Source organism: Mycolicibacterium septicum DSM 44393 (genome assembly GCF_000455325.1).
In the GTDB taxonomy this organism is placed as follows: domain Bacteria; phylum Actinomycetota; class Actinomycetes; order Mycobacteriales; family Mycobacteriaceae; genus Mycobacterium; species Mycobacterium septicum.
This window is the reverse complement of the sequence record NZ_HG322953.1, coordinates 589,130-604,562: the sequence shown is the minus strand read 5'-3', so window position 1 is coordinate 604,562 and position 15,433 is coordinate 589,130. Positions and strand designations below refer to the sequence as shown.

The following is a 15,433-nucleotide window of genomic DNA, read 5'->3' as shown; positions in this document are numbered from 1 at the left end:
GGGTTCTGCGGTGCGCTGCCCCAGGAGTAGTCGGCGGGCAGAATCACCGTGGCAACCCGTCCGGGCGCGCCGGTCGCGCTCTGCACGGCATTGTGGACGGCCGCTTCGAGATCGGCGGCCGATTCCGGCCGGTGCACCGAGCCGTGCGTCCAGTACCCGAGCGCGTCGATGTCGGATTCCAGCGGCGCGTCCAAAGGCTGGTGGTAAGTCGCATGGTCGCCGACGACATTGACCACGGGGCTGAACGCCCGCCGGGCGTTGTGCAGGTTGGCCAGTCCGTTGGCCATACCGGGTCCGAGGTGCAGCAGTGTCGCCGCGGGCCTACCGGCGATACGGGCGTACCCGTCGGCGGCTCCGGTGGCGACGCCTTCGAACAGGCACAGCACCGGGCGCATGTCCGGAGCGGAATCCAGCGCGGCAACGAAGTGCATCTCGGAGGTGCCGGGGTTGGCGAAGCACACGTCGACGCCTTCGGCGAGCAGTCGGTTCACCACCACTTCGGCGCCGGTGCTCATGCGCGCCTGGCCATCAACACCAGTCCACCGATGCCGAGCGCGGCATCCTCGGCGACCGTGGCCAGATTCCAGAACCCCCGGCGGTCCCCGCTGCGGATCGCCGCAAGGCGCGTCATCGCCAGCAGGAGCGCGGCCACCGACCACGATCCGAGAAAAGCCTCCGCTCTTCGTCCCGTCGCGTACGCGACGACGCCATAGCCCAGGCCCGCGTTGAAGGCCCCGATTTCACGTTGATACCACCGGTCATGCACCCATCCATAGTGGTCTGCCACCCGCCTGGGCGCCAGCACATGTCCGGTGAACGCGCCGACAGCCATCGTCAACGCGCCCACTCCGAGCGCCAGTTCGGCATTGCTGTGTTTGGCCATCTCCGCCCACTTCCCTATTGACTGATTATCAATCAGTATGGGACGGTAGGCGGGAACACCAACCGGAGTCAATCGGGGGCAGATATGCGACGACGACGAATCAACCTGGACGGCAAGCGAATTGTGCTTACCGGCGCCTCTACCGGAATCGGTCGGGAAATGGCCCTGGCCCTGGCTCGCCGGGGCGCAGTACTGGTCGTCGCGGCCCGGCGGGAGGGTCTGCTCAACAAGCTGGCCGATGAGATTTCGCACGCCGGCGGGACTCGCCCCATCGTGCTTGCCGCCGATCTCACCGAGCCCGGCTCGGCCGCAGGCGTCGGAGTCCGCGCACTCGACGCCCTCGGGGGCAGCGTGGACATCGTCATCAACAACGCGGGCGTCAACTTGACCGGGCCACAATCACTTATCGCCGATTCTGCCTTTGCCCGTGAGGTTTTCGAGGTCAACCTGTGGTCACCGCTCGCGCTCACGGCGGCCTTGCTGCCCGCCATGCACGCCGCCGGAACCGGAACGATCGTCAATGTCACCTCGACCGTGCAGGCGGTTCCGCTGCCGCTGCTCGGGTACTACGCGGCCTCGAAGGCCGCACTGGCCCAGGCCACCCGATCGCTGCGGTTGGAGCTGGCCGAGACAGACATCCGGGTGCTCGAAGTGGTGCCCGGATCCACCGACACCGCCCTGCGTGACGTCGACGAACTGCCGTGGAAGACAAAGCCTCCGCGAACACTGCCACCGGTGCCGCCGGCACGGACCGCCGCGGCCGTCGTCCGCGGCCTGCAACGGGGCGCGACCCGGGTCGTCTATCCGGCCTATTCGTTGGTCCCGCTGGAAATCCCCGCGTTCGGCCGACTGGTGGCCGCCGTCGGCGGCCGACGGGTCAACACTCTCGACGCACTGGAACTGGGGGCAAGATGATCCGCCTCACCATCAGCGATCGGCAGATCCGCATCGGCACCACACTGGGGATACTCCACGTGCTGGTGGCACTGGCCGCCCATTTCGCGGTGCCCACGTCGCTGGAGAGCCGGCTGGGCCTGATCGCGGATCCCTGGTTCCGCCGCGAAACCGGCACGGTCAACGCCGGATTCGCCTACGGCCTGTACCGGGTCTCCCGCGGAGAACGGGACGCCACCTTCATCCGTAGCACCGCGATCAGCGGGCTGCTGATGGCCGCGGTGCGCGGGGTCGCGACGCTGCGCGGACGACGTGGAGGCCCACTCTCGGCGCTGGTACTCACCAGCGATCTGGCCCTGGGACTGGGCGGTCTGGTGCTGGCCCGGCAGTTCGACCGATGAGCCGCCACGCCGGGGTGCGGGTCGACGCGGCCGATCTGGACCGGCCGCCGCGGCCCGGCGCACCGAACAAGCTGGCCCACATCGTGTTCAAGACGCCACGCGCAGCCGAGATGTCGGACTGGTACTGCCGCGCCCTGGACGCCATTGTGGTCTTCGACGACAAGCGGATCAGCTTCCTGACCTACGACCATGAGCATCACCGCATCGCACTGATCAAAGTGCCTCGGCTGCTTCGGTTTCCAGGCCTGGTCTGGAAGCTGCACCGCAAGGTCTACGGTGTCGACCACGTCGCGTTCACCTACCCCGACCTGAACACACTTCTGGCCACCTACCGCCGACTGGCGGACGCCGGCATCGCACCGGTGTGGTGCATCAACCACGGACCCACCACCTCGATCTACTACGAGGACCCGGACGGCAACCGGATCGAGCTCCAGGTCGACAACTTCACCACGAACCAGGAGCTGCTCGACTGGCTCGCAGGAGGAGAGTTCGATGCCAACCCGATCGGCGTCGAGTTCGATCCCGATGTGTTGCAGCGGCTGGTGACGGCCGGAGTCCCGGGGCTCACCCGGCGGGGGTCGGCGCCGCCCGACGCTCGACCCGCTCGGGCCGGACTTCGGACCCTGCGCTGGAAAACACTGTAGGAGCAAGCGAAATGTGATTGGCCACCTTCTCCCTGTCGACCGGTGAAGCTCGGGCGGGTGCCGTCGTCGGCGACGAGATCGCCGACCTGAGCGCCTGCGACGACGGGCCCGACTCGATCCTGAGCCTGTTGCATCGCCCTGACTGGCAGACCGCGGTGGCCTCACTGCTGCCCGGTGCACCCCGGTACCCGATCGAGACCGCGGTGTTGCATGCACCCGTCCCGACACCGTCGTTGTACATGGCGATCGGGCTCAACGCACCTGACCACCGCCGAGACGTCAACATCCGTTGGTTGTTGCGCGAACCACGGCTCGTCAGGATCGCCGCGGGCTATCTGCTCGCCCATCCGCGGCCCCGATATCCGTTCTTCTTCTCCAAGGCACCATCGTCGATCGTCGGGCATGGCGCTCCGATCGTGCTGCCCGCGGACGCCAGACAGGTCGACTGGGAAGGTGAGCTCGCGGTCATCATCGGCACCGGCATCCACGACGTGGGCGAGGACGGCGCCCGCGCAGCGATCGCCGGCTACCTGATCGCCAACGATGTGTCGATCCGGGACTGGCAGATCGACAATCCCACCGCGACGGCGCTGGCCAAGAGTCACCCCAGCCACGGCCCGCTGGGACCATGGCTGGTCACCGCTGACGAACTCGACCTGGGCACGGCCGAGTTGCGCACCTTCCTCAACGGCGAGCAGCGTCAGCGCGGCAGCATCAGCGATCTGATTCTGTCTCCCGCGCAGGTGGTCAGCCGGCTCAGCCGGTTCTGCGCCCTGCGGCCCGGCGACGTGGTGGCATGCGGAACGTTCGGCGGCACCGGCTGGCCGGTCGGCCGGTTCTTGCGTCCCGGCGACACGGTGCGTATCGAGGTCGATGGCATCGGGACCCTGAGCAATCCCGTTAGCCTGGGCTGATGCCAGCCAAACGGGCCGTCGCCGACCGGCGTCAACTGATCATCGACGCGGCCCGAAAGCTCTTCGCGAGCCGTCCTTACGACCAGGTCACCACATCGGATATCGCGAAGAACGCCGGTGTGGCGTACGGGTTGATCGCCCATCACTTCGAGAACAAGCGCGGCCTGTATCTGGCCGTGATGAACGAGATCGCGGCGGAGATCGCGGCCGTACAACTCTCCGCTCCGCCTGCCGACACCTCGCTCATCGACCAGCTGCGTCACGCGTTACGAAGCCACATCGCCTACATCGATTCGTACTCGGACAGCTTCGTCGCGCTTCTGCGCGGCGCATTGGGAGCCGATCCCGAACACCAGGCCGCAATCGAGCAGCTCCGCTGGATGGGCGCTGCACGGATCCTGTTGGCGCTGGGCATCGTTGAACCCGTCGCGCCGGCGCTTCGGACCGCCATGCACGGTTGGGTCGGCTACCTTGACGAGATGATGATCGACCGCATCGCCCACCACGACATCGAAGTCGATGCACTGGTCGAATTCGCCACCGCAGCCCTGGTCGCCACGCTGCGCACCGCGGCCGATCTCGATCCGGCGATCGTCTACTCCCCCGATGTCACCGAGGCGCTCGGTTCGTTCCGATGATCGCCGCTGTCATCGCTTTTCTCGGCTACACCGGCGTCATGGTCCGCATCGACCGACGTCTCAAGTCCCGCGGCTCCGGGATCGTCGCGTTCGAACTGGCCGGGACGGCCGAGCGGGCCGAACACATCATGGCCTACTGGGGGCACGAGGGACGACGCGATGCGCTGGCCTCGCTGCGCCTGGATTTCGGATACATGCTCACCTATGGAACCGTGCTGGCGCTGCTGATCGACCGGGTGCGCCGTAGGCACGATCATCCGGCGGCACTGCCGTGGTTGGCGGTTCCGGCCGTCGCCGCAGATGCCGTGGAAGGTATGGCCTTGTTGAAAGTACTGCAGCGCAACAATATCGACGCCAATGCGCGACGGGCGCGCACTGCGGCGTTGATCAAGTTCGGGATCATCGCCGTAGGGCTGGGTTATGCCGCAACCTGGCCATGCCAGGCGAATCGTCCTGGCTGACAGCCTGTTTCACCACCTGACCAGCATCTGGTCCGGCGAGATGGGCGCCGGGAGTCGTCAGCCTCCGGTGTGACCGCCGCCCGGTGCCGGAACCCACGGTAGGCCGGGGATGGTCGGATACGGGGCGGTGGGGCTCCACGGCGCCTGCGTGGTGGTCGGCGCCTGAGTGGTCGTCACCGGGGCCTGCGTCGTCGTCGGAGGCGGGGCCTCGGTGGTCGGGGTCGGCGTCGGTGTCTCGGCGGGCGGAGGGTTCTCGGTCACCGGCGGAGCCTCCGGGGCCGGTTGCTCCACGGTCTGCGTCACGGTCTGCGGAGCAGGAGCCTCATGCGTGACAGTCTGCGGTGCCTCGACGGTCGCGGGTTCGTCGACCGGCGCGGCAGGAGCGGTCTCGTCCGGGGCCGCGGTAGTCGACGGGACCGCCTTGGTGTTGGACGCCGGCCGAGTGGGCTCGTCGCTGCCGGTGATGCTGATCAACACCGCCACGACGGCCACCAGCACCGCCGCGGCACCGGCACCCAGGATCACCGGGGGCCGCCGGTACCAGGGCCGCGCCGCGATCTCGTCGCGCTCGGTCAGCTCACGCTCACCGAACTCGAGTTGAGGGCGCGCCACGGTGCGCCCGCCCGCGGGGTCGAATCCGGTGTCGAAATCGGTCCCGTAATCGTCGCCGTACCTCTCCGGGCTGTAGTCGTCGACCGGTGCGACGTCGGGGACGTTCTCGGCATCGGACCAGGCCAGCGCCTGGGACGCGGCGGGAGGCTCAGGCGCCACCAAGGCCGCGGCCGCGGTCGGCGGGGCCCCGGCGGAGGCAGGCGCCATCGCGGTCATGCCGTCCTCGGCGGTGCCGCGGACCGCGATCAGGCCACCGCCGATGGCCGCGGTGAGCTCTGGCTGCGGCGCGGTGATCACGGGCACGCGCAGGTGCTCGGACAGCGACGTGGTGATCGCCGGGATCCTGGCCCCGCCACCGGTGGTGGCCACCGCCACGAGCTCACCGGGGCGCAGGCCGGCGCGTTCGACCGCACCGTGCAGCACCGACATGAAGTCGCGCAGCGGTTCGGCGATCACGTCGTCGAGTTCGTTGCGGTTCAGCCGGACATCGCTGCGATGCCCGGGCAATTCGGCGACCAGGGCCGTGACGGACTCGGTGGACAGGCGCTCCTTGGCGCGCCGGCACTCAGCGCGCAGGCGGCCCAGGGATCCGATGGCCGAGGTGCTGGCCAGGTCGATCGTCCCGGCCGAGGACAGGTCGTTCACCACATGGGTGAGCAGCCCCTGGTCCATCAGGTCGCCGGACAGGTCGGGATGCCGAATGGTCGGCGCGATCGGCTGATACCCGTTGTCCGCGTCGGCCAGGGTGATGCTGGTGCCGCTGCCCCCGAAGTCGCACACGGCGATCACACCGCGCGTGGGCACCCCGGGGTTGTCCTGCAGCGCAACCAGCGCTGCCTTCGCGTCGGGCACCAGGACCGGATCACCGAAGCCGCCGACGGCGGCCAGCTCGGCGCGCAACGCCTCGACCTGGTTGGGCCGCCAGTGCGCGGGATGGGTGACGGCGATCGGATCGGCCGGCGGGCGTCCCCCGGTCAGCGTGCGCAGCAGCGCCGCGAGGGCGTCGGCCAGCACGGTCTCGCCCCGGTGCGACGAGCCGTCAGGGGCCAGCATCCCGACCGGGTCCCCCACCCGCTCGATGAAGTCGGTGAGGATCAGACCGCGCTCGTTCAGGTTGGGGTTCTCGCTGGGTACACCCACTTCGGGGGCCCGGTGCGGGAAGAGCGTCAGCACCGGCGACCGCGTCACCGCGGTGCGGCCCACCACTACCGCTGTGAGGTTCGTCGATCCAATCGACAACCCGATCCCGTCAGCCATGTCACCCCGTTTCGAGAAGAACCCTATCCGGTAGTCCATCTCGATTGACGGGGCCGGCGTTACCTAGCGAATGGTGCCGAAACCTGGAATCAGAGGTAGATCGAGTGCCGTCACCCATCCTGGCGAATGTTCATTGACCGCGGGCACGGCGTTGAGCGCGCGCAATCCCGTGGCCAGGCAGCCCGCGGCGGCCGCATCGCGACCGGAACCGTCGGTGAACCGGAACGCGGTCTCCTGAGAGATGCTCGGGGTGCCCTCGATGTCGACGCGGTACACGTCGTTGTCGTTTCCGGACGGCCAGTCCGGCGCGGCGTCCAGACCGATCCGGTTGACGTGCTCGAGCTGGATCCGGGTCTCGCCGCGGTACACGCCGTTGATCGTGAAGCGCACGGCGGCGACGTTGCCGGCCGGGATGATGCCCTTGGCCGACTTGCGTTCGTCGGGGGTGATCCACTTGTCCCACGTGGTGGTGATCTTGTCCAGCTCGATGCCCGCCGCATGCGCGATCATCGGAACCGTTGCACCCCAGGCGAAGATGAGGATGTCCGGAGTTTCCAGCAGGGCACGCTTCTCGGGCGGCCTCCCGATGCCCATCTCGAATTCGTAGTCGCCGGTGTAGTTGGTGTAGTCCAGCAGTTCCGAGGCCCGCACACGGCGCACCTCCGAGCACAGGCCCATCAAGGTCATCGGGAACAGGTCGTTGGCGAAGCCCGGGTCGATTCCGGTGGTGAAGCAGGACGACCCGCCGGCCTCGCAGGCCTCGGTGATCGGCTCGATCCAGTTGGGCGGGTTGAGGTGCATCTTGGGCCAGACCCACGGGGTCATCGCGGTGGAGCAGACATCGATACCGGCCCGCAGGAATCGGGTGATCACGTCGATGTTGACGTCGGCGTGGGCGGCCGTCGGCCCGTAGTGCACCAGGGCGTCGGGCTTCAGCGCGATCAGCGCTTCGATGTCGTCGGTGGCGCGGACCCCGACAGTGGCACCGAGGCCGCAGATCTCGCCGACGTCGCGGCCGACCTTCTCCGGATTGCTGACACCCACCCCGACGAGTTCGAACGACGGATGCTTGATGATCTCGGCGATCACCATCTGTCCGACGAAACCGGTACCCCAAACCACTACGCGCTTGACCATCCGAACACCTTGGCACAGAGTGAGGCCAGTCACACCGGGAATCTCCGCTCGAACGCCGCCCTTTACCATGCATGGCCCGCGGTCGATCAGACCGGAAAAGCCTTGAATGCGTGGAAGGAAACCACAATGACATCTGCAACCCTGACCGGGCGGCGCGCACTGGTGACCGGAGGATCCCGCGGAATCGGCGCGGGCATCGTGCGACGGTTGGCGGCCGACGGCGCCGCGGTGGCGTTCACGTACGGGGCCTCTGCCGCTGAGGCCGACAAGCTGGTCGCGGAGCTGACCGCCGATGGGGCGAAGGCGGTGGCGATCCAGGCCGACAGCGCCGACCCGGCGCAGGTGGCCAACGCGGTAGAGCAGACGGTGTCCGCCCTCGGCGGCTTGGACGTGTTGGTCAACAACGCCGGAACCGCCTACCTGGCACCGATCGACGAATTCCCGCAGGAGGAGTTCGACCGCGTGGTCGCGATCAACATCGGTGGGGTGTACTCGGCGATCCGCGCTGCGGTGAGCCACCTCGGTGAGGGATCACGGATCATCAACATCGGCAGCATCAACGCCGACCGGGTTCCGACCGGTGGAACCGCGGTCTACGCGATGACCAAGGGGGCGGTGTCTTCCCTGACCCGCGGCCTGGCCCGCGAACTGGGGCCCCGCGGCATCACCGTCAACAACGTGCAACCGGGTCCGATCGCCACCGACATGAACCCCGACGAAGGCGAATTCGCCGATGCCGTAAGGCAAACCACCGCGTTGGGCCGCTACGGCCACACCAGCGACATCGCCGCCGTGGTGAGCTTCCTGGCCGGCCCGGAGTCAGGGTACGTCACCGGGGCGAACTGGAACGTCGACGGCGGGTTCACCGCCTGAGGGTCACAAGTTGATGGGGTCGGGCCGGCGCGGCGTCTTGGCGGTGTCCTTCAGACCGGCTTTGAATTGCATTGCCCGGTAGGGCCATCCGGTGTCGGTGCGCCATTGCGAGACCACCAGCCCGACACCGCCGGTGATGCCGAAGCGCGAGCCCGGCAGCAGGTAGCCGCCGTAGAGCTGGGCGACCTTGCTGCCGGCGTGGTCCTCGGCCTCCCACGACGACCCGACGATGGGCGTCTGGACCGGGGTGGTGTACATGTTGGCCACCGGGGAGGACACCACCCGGTAGCCCAGCGCGTATGAGGACGTCAGGAATCCGCCAAGGACCCATCTTCCGGGTCCGGTGCGGCGGAACGTCAGTTCACCCCAGTGCTCGTCCGGTGGGGTGATCGGCGTGGCCTGCCGCCCCCACTGCCAGCGTCCGTTGGTGAAGCCCCAGGCGGCGTATTGCGACCGCCGGCCGATCTGATCGGGGCGGACCCGCATCAGGATGATGCCCTTGTCACGCTGAAATCCCGTTGCCACCACGTACACCCAGCCGTCGTGCGGATCGAAGTCCCACGACCAGCACTGAGCGTGACCGTCGTGCAGATCGGCCGGGAATTTCGCCTCTTCACCCAGATGGGTCCAGGACACCCCGCTGTCGTCGGAACGCCAGATCTCGGTCCAGATGACCGTGCCGAAGCCATGATTGACGATCGCGTGCAGGTACAGCGAGTCGCCCACCCGCAGCAGATCCGACGGGATCACGGTGCTGATGCCGCCGCGCCGCCACCCGGATGCTTCGTCGTCGTGGATGTAGTGCCACAGCTGCCGCGCGTAGTCGGGGTCGGCTCCCCCGGCGGATTCGTAGACGATCTCGTGGTTGGCGTCGCCGCTGCCGATCAGTACGACCGGTGAGCGCCAGTCGCCCTTGCCGACCCGGCTCCCCGAGAACGTGTCGCCGAAGACCGATACCAGCTTGCCGTTGGGCGCGATGATCGAAGCACCGAGATCGGTGGCGGTGACCCCGAACCGGTCGGTGCGGCCCGGCCCGGTGATGTCGACGACCTTGCCGTCGATCAGCGGTAGCACTCCCCCTGCTCCTTCGGACTTACGTGCACCACCGCAATCCGCCCGGCTCGCAATCGAGCGGGTACACCTTGACCTGGGTCGTCAGTGGCCCCTTGTAGGCCAGCGTGAACGGGAAGGTGTGGATCGCGGGCGCCACTGTGCCGCCGCAGGCCTCGTTGTTGGACACGTTGCGGGTACCCCTCAGCGCGATGTCGTCGAACTTGTAGGTCTCGGTGATCGGCGCCCAACTGCCGTCGGAGCACTGGAAGCCCTCTTTGATCGCCGTCGAATACGTCCACTGGCCCCCGACCAGCCTGGCGTCACCACCGACGCTGACGCGCTGGGTCTCCACGTGCAGCCGGCAGGCCACCGCCAGTTCCAGCGGCTCACGCAGATCCCCGACGGTCGGGACACAGGACGGCCAGACAGCCCAGGTGTCGGTCTTGCCGCCCTCCTGGGTATAGGTGTACTTGCCCAGCATGAGGGGGTCAGCCTGCGCCGGGGCGGCAACCCCCAGGCTGAGTCCGATTCCGACCGACGAGAACAGGGCGGCTGCAGAAGCCATGCGCTTGAACGTCACAATGGGTGAGTATCGCAGTCTTCATCAGCGTCGTCACCGGTATGGGTCGGTATCTATCGAGCCGGCCCCGTGACGGCCCCAGCGGGTGAGCGTACGGCGGATCACCCGCGGTGATCCTGGAGTTATCGTGACCACACGACCAGCGATGAAAACGTTGGCGGCAGTCCTGGTGTTCGTGCTGGCTGCCTGTTCCACCGGCAGCCGGGTAGACCTCGGCGACGAATCGTCGGGCAATCTCATCGCGGCCATCGCGGGGGAACCCGATCAGCTCGACCCGCACCGGACGAGTGCCTATTTCTCGTTCGAGGTGTTGGAGAACGTGTTCGACACCCTGGTCGAACCCGACGAGGACCTGCAGATGCGCCCGGCGTTGGCGCAGTCCTGGGAGGTCAGCGATGACCAACTCACCTGGACCTTCCGCCTGCGCGACGGCGTGCGCTGGCATGACGGCAGTCCGCTGACCGCCGACGACGTGGTGTATTCGTACCGCCGCATCATCGACGAGCAGCTGACCAACGTCGACAAGTTCAGTGCCGTCAGCAGTGTCACCGCGCCTGACCCGGCGACCGTGCGGATCACCGTCCGTCAGCCCACCCCGAACCTGCTGACCAACCTCGGCGGGTTCAAGGGCATGGCGATCGTGCAACGCGCCAACGTCGAAAGCGGGCAGATCGCCACCCATCCGATCGGCACCGGCCCGTTCTCGTTTTCCGGCCGCCGCAGCGGGGACTCCATCACCCTGACGGCCAACCCGCATTATTGGGGAGGTGCTCCTCCGGTGTCCGGGGTGACGTTCCAGTTCATCTCCGAGCCGACGACGGCGTTGTCGGCGCTGCAGGCCGGCGAGATCGACTGGACGGATTCGGTGCCGCCGCAGCGGGTGGCCCAGTTGCGCGACGACGACTCGCTGACGCTGGCGGTCACACCCGGCAACGACTACTGGTATCTGGCGCTCAACGAGGCCCGGCCGCCGTGGAACGACCCACGGGTTCGCGAGGCCATCGCGTACGGCATCGACCGTGACGCGATCGCCGCCGCCACCAGCTACCGCACCGCGGAGGTCAATCAGCTGGCGATCCCGCGCGGCAGCCCGTGGTTCACCGACTATCAGCACTACCGCTACGACGTGAATAAGGCGCGAAGCCTCCTCCAGGCGTCCGGAGCCGCACCGCATGACCTCGACATGCTGGTCACCAGCGAGTATCCCGAGACCGTGACGGCCGCCCAGATCATCGCCGACAACCTTGCGCCCCTTGGCATCACGGTGAACATCCGCACCGTGGACTTCGCGACCTGGCTCGACGAACAGAACAACGGCCACTTCGACATGCTGATGATGGGCTGGCTGGGGAACATCGACCCGGACGACTTCTACTACGCCCAGCACCACACGCACGGCACGAGCAACGCGCAGAAGTTCTCCGACCCCGAGGTCGACCGCCTGCTGGACGCGGGCCGCACCGAGACCGATGTCGCCAAGCGAAAAGACATCTACGCCAGAGCCGCAACGCGGATCGCCGATCAGGCCAGCTACATCTACCTGTACAACCCGTCGGTGATCCAGGCCTGGGCCAACAACCTGTCGGGGTATCAGGTGCGCCGCGACGGCGCCGTCCGGTTCCGCACCGCCGACCTTGATCGAGGTGAAAACTCTTGACCCGACAGGCCTTGCGCACGATCCGCGACAAACATCCGATCATGGAGTTCCTGGCCCGGCGGCTGCTGTACTCGGCGGTGGTGCTCATCGGGGTCCTGATCGTGGTGTTCACCCTGGTGCACCTGGTGCCGGGAGACCCGGTCCGCATCGCACTCGGCACCCGCTACACCCCACAGGCCTACGACGCACTGCGCGCGGCCAGCGGCATGGACCGGCCCATCGTCGAGCAGTTCTTCTCCTACCTCGGCTCGGCACTGACCGGCGACCTCGGCGTCAGCTTCCGCAACGGCGACCCGGTCACCGTGACCCTGCTCGACCGGCTGCCGGCCACGTTGTCCCTCGGAGTGGTCGGCATCCTCATCGCCCTGGTGATCGCGCTGCCCGCCGGGATCTTCTCGGCGCTGCGGGAGGGCCGGGTCAGTGATGCGATCGTGCGGGTCGCCAGTCAGTTCGGGGTGTCGGTGCCGGATTTCTGGTTGGGCATCCTGCTGATCGGCGTGTTCGCCTCGACACTGGGCTGGCTGCCCACCTCGGGATACCGCCCGCTGCTGGGAGATCCGGGTGGCTGGCTGCGCCACATCGTCCTGCCCGGGCTGACGGTCGGTCTGGTGGCCGGCGCCATCATGACGCGCTACGTGCGCTCGGCGGTGCTGGAGGTGGCCGCCATGGGCTACGTCCGTACCGCCCGGTCGAAGGGCCTGGCGCCACCGGTGGTCACCTTCCGGCACATCGTGCGCAACGCGCTGCTGCCGGTGTTGACCATCACCGGGATCCAGCTGGCCACGATCCTGGGCGGGGTGATCGTGGTGGAAGTGGTGTTCGCCTGGCCGGGTCTGGGCCGGTTGGTGTTCAATTCGGTTGCCGCACGGGACTATCCGGTGATCCAGGGTGCGGTGTTGTTGATCGCCGTGTTGTTCCTGCTGATCAACCTGCTGGTGGACGTGCTGTATGCGATCGTCGACCCGAGGATCCGGCTGTCATGACCACCACCGAGGATTCCCGGGTCGCATCCTGGCGGTTGCTGTTGTCGAATCCGGTGACCGCGATCAGCGCCGCGGTGCTGCTGGCGGTGCTGGTGGTCGCGGTGTCCGCATCGTGGATCGCCCCGTACGGCATCAACGACATCGACGTGCCCAGCGCGCTGCAAGGCCCCGGTACCGCGCACTGGTTCGGCACCGATGAGCTCGGCCGCGACGTGTTCTCACGCGTGCTGGTGGCGATCGCGGCCTCGCTTCGGGTCGCGGTGGTCTCCGTCGCGCTGGCCGCGGTGATCGGCGTGCTGGTCGGTGTGCTCGCCGGTTATCGGGGCGGCTGGATCGACACCGTGGTGATGCGCGTCGTCGACGTCATGTTCGCGTTCCCGGTGTTGCTGCTCGCGCTGGCGATCGTGGCGGTCCTCGGCCCGGGCATCACCACCACGATGCTGGCCATCGGGATCGTCTACATCCCGATCTTCGCGCGGGTCGCCCGGGCCTCGGCGCTGGGTGTGCGGGTGGAGCCGTTCGTCGCGGTGTCGCGGAGCATGGGCACCGGCGACGGCTACATCCTCGTCCGGCACATCCTGCCGAACATCGCCGGGCCGTTGATCGTTCAGCTCTCACTGTCCTTGGCCTTCGCGATCCTGGCCGAGGCCGCGTTGTCGTTTCTGGGGCTGGGCATCCAGCCACCACAGCCGTCGCTGGGCCGGATGATCTTCGACGCCCAGGGTTTCGTCACGCTGGCGTGGTGGATGGCGGTGTTCCCGGGTGCGGCGATCTTCGTGATGGTGTTGGCGTTCAACCTGTTCGGTGACGGTCTGCGCGACGTGCTCGACCCGAAACAGCGGACCTCGATCGAGGCGAGAAGGGCAGGCCGCAGATGAATCAGCCGGTGCTGAAGGTCGATGACCTCCGGGTGACGATCGGTCGCCGCGAGATCGTGCGGGGTGTGTCCTTCGAGGTGCACCGTGAGCAGACCGTCGGGATCGTCGGTGAGTCCGGTTCGGGCAAGTCGATGACGGTGCTGGCCGCCACGGGGCTTTTGGACGCACCGGGTGCTGTGGTCGCCGGGAGCAGCGCCTTGGCCGGCGGGTCCCAGTTGATCGGCGCCTCGGCCCGGGCTCTGCGGGCCGTGCACGGCAGCCGGATCGGATTCGTCTTCCAGGATCCCGGGACGTCGCTGAATCCGCTGCTGACCCTGGAACGTCAGATCACCGAAACTCTTGAGGCACACCGCAAGATGACGCGGCGGCAGGCCAGGGTGCGGGCCGGTGAGCTGCTCGAGGCGGTCGGGCTTTCCCCTGATCGGCTCGATGCGTACCCACATCAACTGTCCGGCGGGCAGCGCCAGCGGGTGATGATCGCGATCGCCCTGGCCTGCGATCCGGAACTGCTCATCGCCGACGAACCGACGACCGCACTCGATGTCACCACCCAGGCCCAGATCATCGACCTGGTGGCCGATCTGCAGCGGGATTTCGGTACCGCGGTGGTGTGGATCAGTCACGATCTCGGCGTCATCGGCCAGGTGGCCGACGAGGTGACCGTGCTGCGTGACGGCGAGGCCGTCGAGCAGGCGCCGATCCTGCAGGTGTTCGACCACCCGCAGCACTCCTATACCCGCGAGTTGCTGGCGGCCCGCCCGTTGCTCGACGGCACGGGTCCCGAACCCGCGCCGGCTGATGCACCGGTTCTGTTGCAGGCCAACGGGCTTGATGTGCGGTACGGCCCGGTGCATGCCGTCAAGGATGTCTCGTTTCAGCTCCGGCGCGCGACGACGCTGGGGATCGTCGGCGAATCGGGTTCGGGCAAGTCGACGGTGGCCGCCGCGCTCACCGGGCTGGCGGAGCCGTCGGCGGGGACCGCGACGCTGGACGGCGAAGACGTGTTGACCGGCGGGCGCGCACTGCGCCGGCGGATCAGCCTGGTGTTTCAGGATCCGTTCGCCTCGCTCGATCCGCGGGCCCGGGTCAGCGCCGCGATCGGTGAGCCGCTGCGCGTGCACCGGCTGGCCGCAGGGCGCCAGGCGCGCGCCGCGCGGGTGGCCGAGCTGCTCGAACTCGTCGGCCTGCCTGCCGATTTCGCGTCGCGCTACCCGCACGAGCTGTCCGGAGGGCAGCGTCAGCGAGTCAGCATCGCCCGGGCGCTGGCCACCGAACCCGATGTGCTCATCCTCGACGAGTCGACGGCGTCCCTGGATGTGTCGGTGCAGTCGCGAGTCCTGGACCTGCTGTCCGGGTTGCAGCGCGAGCTGGGGTTGACCTACCTGTTCATCGCCCACGATCTGGCAGTCGTGCACCGGATGTGTCACGACGTGCTGGTGATGCGGGCCGGTGAGGTGGTCGAATACGGCCCGGCCGCCGAGTTGTTCACCGCCCCCGAGCACTCCTACACCCGCACCCTGCTGGCCGCGGTTCCGCCCGCGAGGCCGCGTGAGAAGGTGTGAGCC

Annotated in this window: 17 protein-coding genes; 11 read left to right on the top strand and 6 right to left on the bottom strand. The window is 67.8% G+C overall.

Annotation, left to right across the window (positions count from 1 at the left end):
* A partial coding sequence (locus TX88_RS35440; RefSeq protein WP_244438721.1) for a thiamine pyrophosphate-binding protein occupies positions 1 to 515 on the bottom strand: 515 nt, incomplete at its 3' end.
* On the bottom strand, positions 512 to 883 hold the full coding sequence (locus tag TX88_RS29670; protein WP_044523427.1) for a hypothetical protein: 372 nt from the start codon (positions 881 to 883) through the stop codon (positions 512 to 514). The genes TX88_RS35440 and TX88_RS29670, both read right to left, overlap by 4 nt.
* A gap of 84 nt (positions 884 to 967) precedes the next feature.
* Between TX88_RS29670 and TX88_RS29665 the strand changes: the two genes are divergently transcribed.
* Genes TX88_RS29665 through TX88_RS29640 form a run of 6 tightly spaced genes read left to right on the top strand, consistent with a single transcriptional unit; the run spans position 968 to position 4,838 of the window.
* Entirely contained in the window at positions 968 to 1,798 is an 831-nt protein-coding gene (locus TX88_RS29665) for an SDR family NAD(P)-dependent oxidoreductase (RefSeq protein WP_049925517.1), read from the top strand.
* Complete coding sequence (locus TX88_RS29660) at positions 1,795 to 2,178, top strand: hypothetical protein (RefSeq protein WP_044523424.1); 384 nt, start codon at positions 1,795 to 1,797, stop codon at positions 2,176 to 2,178. The genes TX88_RS29665 and TX88_RS29660 overlap by 4 nt, the downstream gene beginning before the upstream one ends.
* Entirely contained in the window at positions 2,175 to 2,825 is a 651-nt protein-coding gene (locus TX88_RS29655) for a VOC family protein (RefSeq protein ID WP_084622257.1), read from the top strand. Before TX88_RS29660 ends, TX88_RS29655 begins: the two co-directional genes overlap by 4 nt.
* 17 nt (positions 2,826 to 2,842) lie before the next feature.
* The gene (locus TX88_RS29650; protein WP_049925515.1) at positions 2,843 to 3,739 is read left to right on the top strand and encodes a fumarylacetoacetate hydrolase family protein; all 897 of its coding nucleotides are present in this window, start codon (positions 2,843 to 2,845) and stop codon (positions 3,737 to 3,739) included.
* Positions 3,739 to 4,377: a TetR/AcrR family transcriptional regulator gene (locus TX88_RS29645; protein ID WP_044523421.1), complete on the top strand. Its 639-nt coding sequence runs from the start codon at positions 3,739 to 3,741 to the stop codon at positions 4,375 to 4,377. Before TX88_RS29650 ends, TX88_RS29645 begins: the two co-directional genes overlap by 1 nt.
* Positions 4,374 to 4,838, top strand: a complete 465-nt coding sequence (locus TX88_RS29640) for a hypothetical protein (protein ID WP_044523419.1) — start codon at positions 4,374 to 4,376, stop codon at positions 4,836 to 4,838. The genes TX88_RS29645 and TX88_RS29640 overlap by 4 nt, the downstream gene beginning before the upstream one ends.
* 57 nt (positions 4,839 to 4,895) lie before the next feature.
* Here the strand turns inward: TX88_RS29640 and TX88_RS29635 are convergent, their stop codons facing one another.
* Positions 4,896 to 6,707, bottom strand: a complete 1,812-nt coding sequence (locus TX88_RS29635; protein WP_044524315.1) for an Hsp70 family protein — start codon at positions 6,705 to 6,707, stop codon at positions 4,896 to 4,898.
* Positions 6,708 to 6,770: 63 nt separating this feature from the next.
* Entirely contained in the window at positions 6,771 to 7,844 is a 1,074-nt protein-coding gene (locus tag TX88_RS29630) for an NAD(P)H-dependent amine dehydrogenase family protein (protein ID WP_044523415.1), read from the bottom strand.
* A gap of 126 nt (positions 7,845 to 7,970) precedes the next feature.
* Between TX88_RS29630 and TX88_RS29625 the strand changes: the two genes are divergently transcribed.
* Complete coding sequence (locus TX88_RS29625) at positions 7,971 to 8,717, top strand: 3-oxoacyl-ACP reductase family protein (RefSeq protein WP_044523412.1); 747 nt, start codon at positions 7,971 to 7,973, stop codon at positions 8,715 to 8,717.
* 3 nt (positions 8,718 to 8,720) lie between these two features.
* Here the strand turns inward: TX88_RS29625 and TX88_RS29620 are convergent, their stop codons facing one another.
* Both TX88_RS29620 and TX88_RS29615 read right to left on the bottom strand, forming a co-directional pair.
* Positions 8,721 to 9,791 (bottom strand): glycoside hydrolase family 183 protein, encoded by a 1,071-nt coding sequence (locus TX88_RS29620; RefSeq protein ID WP_044523411.1) that lies wholly within the window; start codon positions 9,789 to 9,791, stop codon positions 8,721 to 8,723.
* Between the two features lie 19 nt (positions 9,792 to 9,810).
* Positions 9,811 to 10,335: a hypothetical protein gene (locus TX88_RS29615; RefSeq protein WP_044524314.1), complete on the bottom strand. Its 525-nt coding sequence runs from the start codon at positions 10,333 to 10,335 to the stop codon at positions 9,811 to 9,813.
* Positions 10,336 to 10,495: 160 nt separating this feature from the next.
* Here TX88_RS29615 and TX88_RS29610 point away from each other — a divergent pair, with 160 nt between their 5' ends.
* The 4 genes from TX88_RS29610 to TX88_RS29595 are packed head-to-tail and all read left to right on the top strand — an operon-like array spanning position 10,496 to position 15,430.
* Entirely contained in the window at positions 10,496 to 12,007 is a 1,512-nt protein-coding gene (locus TX88_RS29610; protein ID WP_044523406.1) for an ABC transporter substrate-binding protein, read from the top strand.
* Between the two features lie 41 nt (positions 12,008 to 12,048).
* Positions 12,049 to 12,990, top strand: a complete 942-nt coding sequence (locus tag TX88_RS29605) for an ABC transporter permease (protein WP_044524312.1) — start codon at positions 12,049 to 12,051, stop codon at positions 12,988 to 12,990.
* Positions 12,987 to 13,868 carry an ABC transporter permease gene (locus tag TX88_RS29600; protein WP_044523403.1) on the top strand — a complete coding sequence of 294 codons (882 nt, stop codon included), beginning with the start codon at positions 12,987 to 12,989 and terminating at the stop codon, positions 13,866 to 13,868. Before TX88_RS29605 ends, TX88_RS29600 begins: the two co-directional genes overlap by 4 nt.
* Entirely contained in the window at positions 13,865 to 15,430 is a 1,566-nt protein-coding gene (locus TX88_RS29595; protein ID WP_044523400.1) for a dipeptide ABC transporter ATP-binding protein, read from the top strand. Before TX88_RS29600 ends, TX88_RS29595 begins: the two co-directional genes overlap by 4 nt.
* Positions 15,431 to 15,433 lie beyond the last annotated feature (3 nt).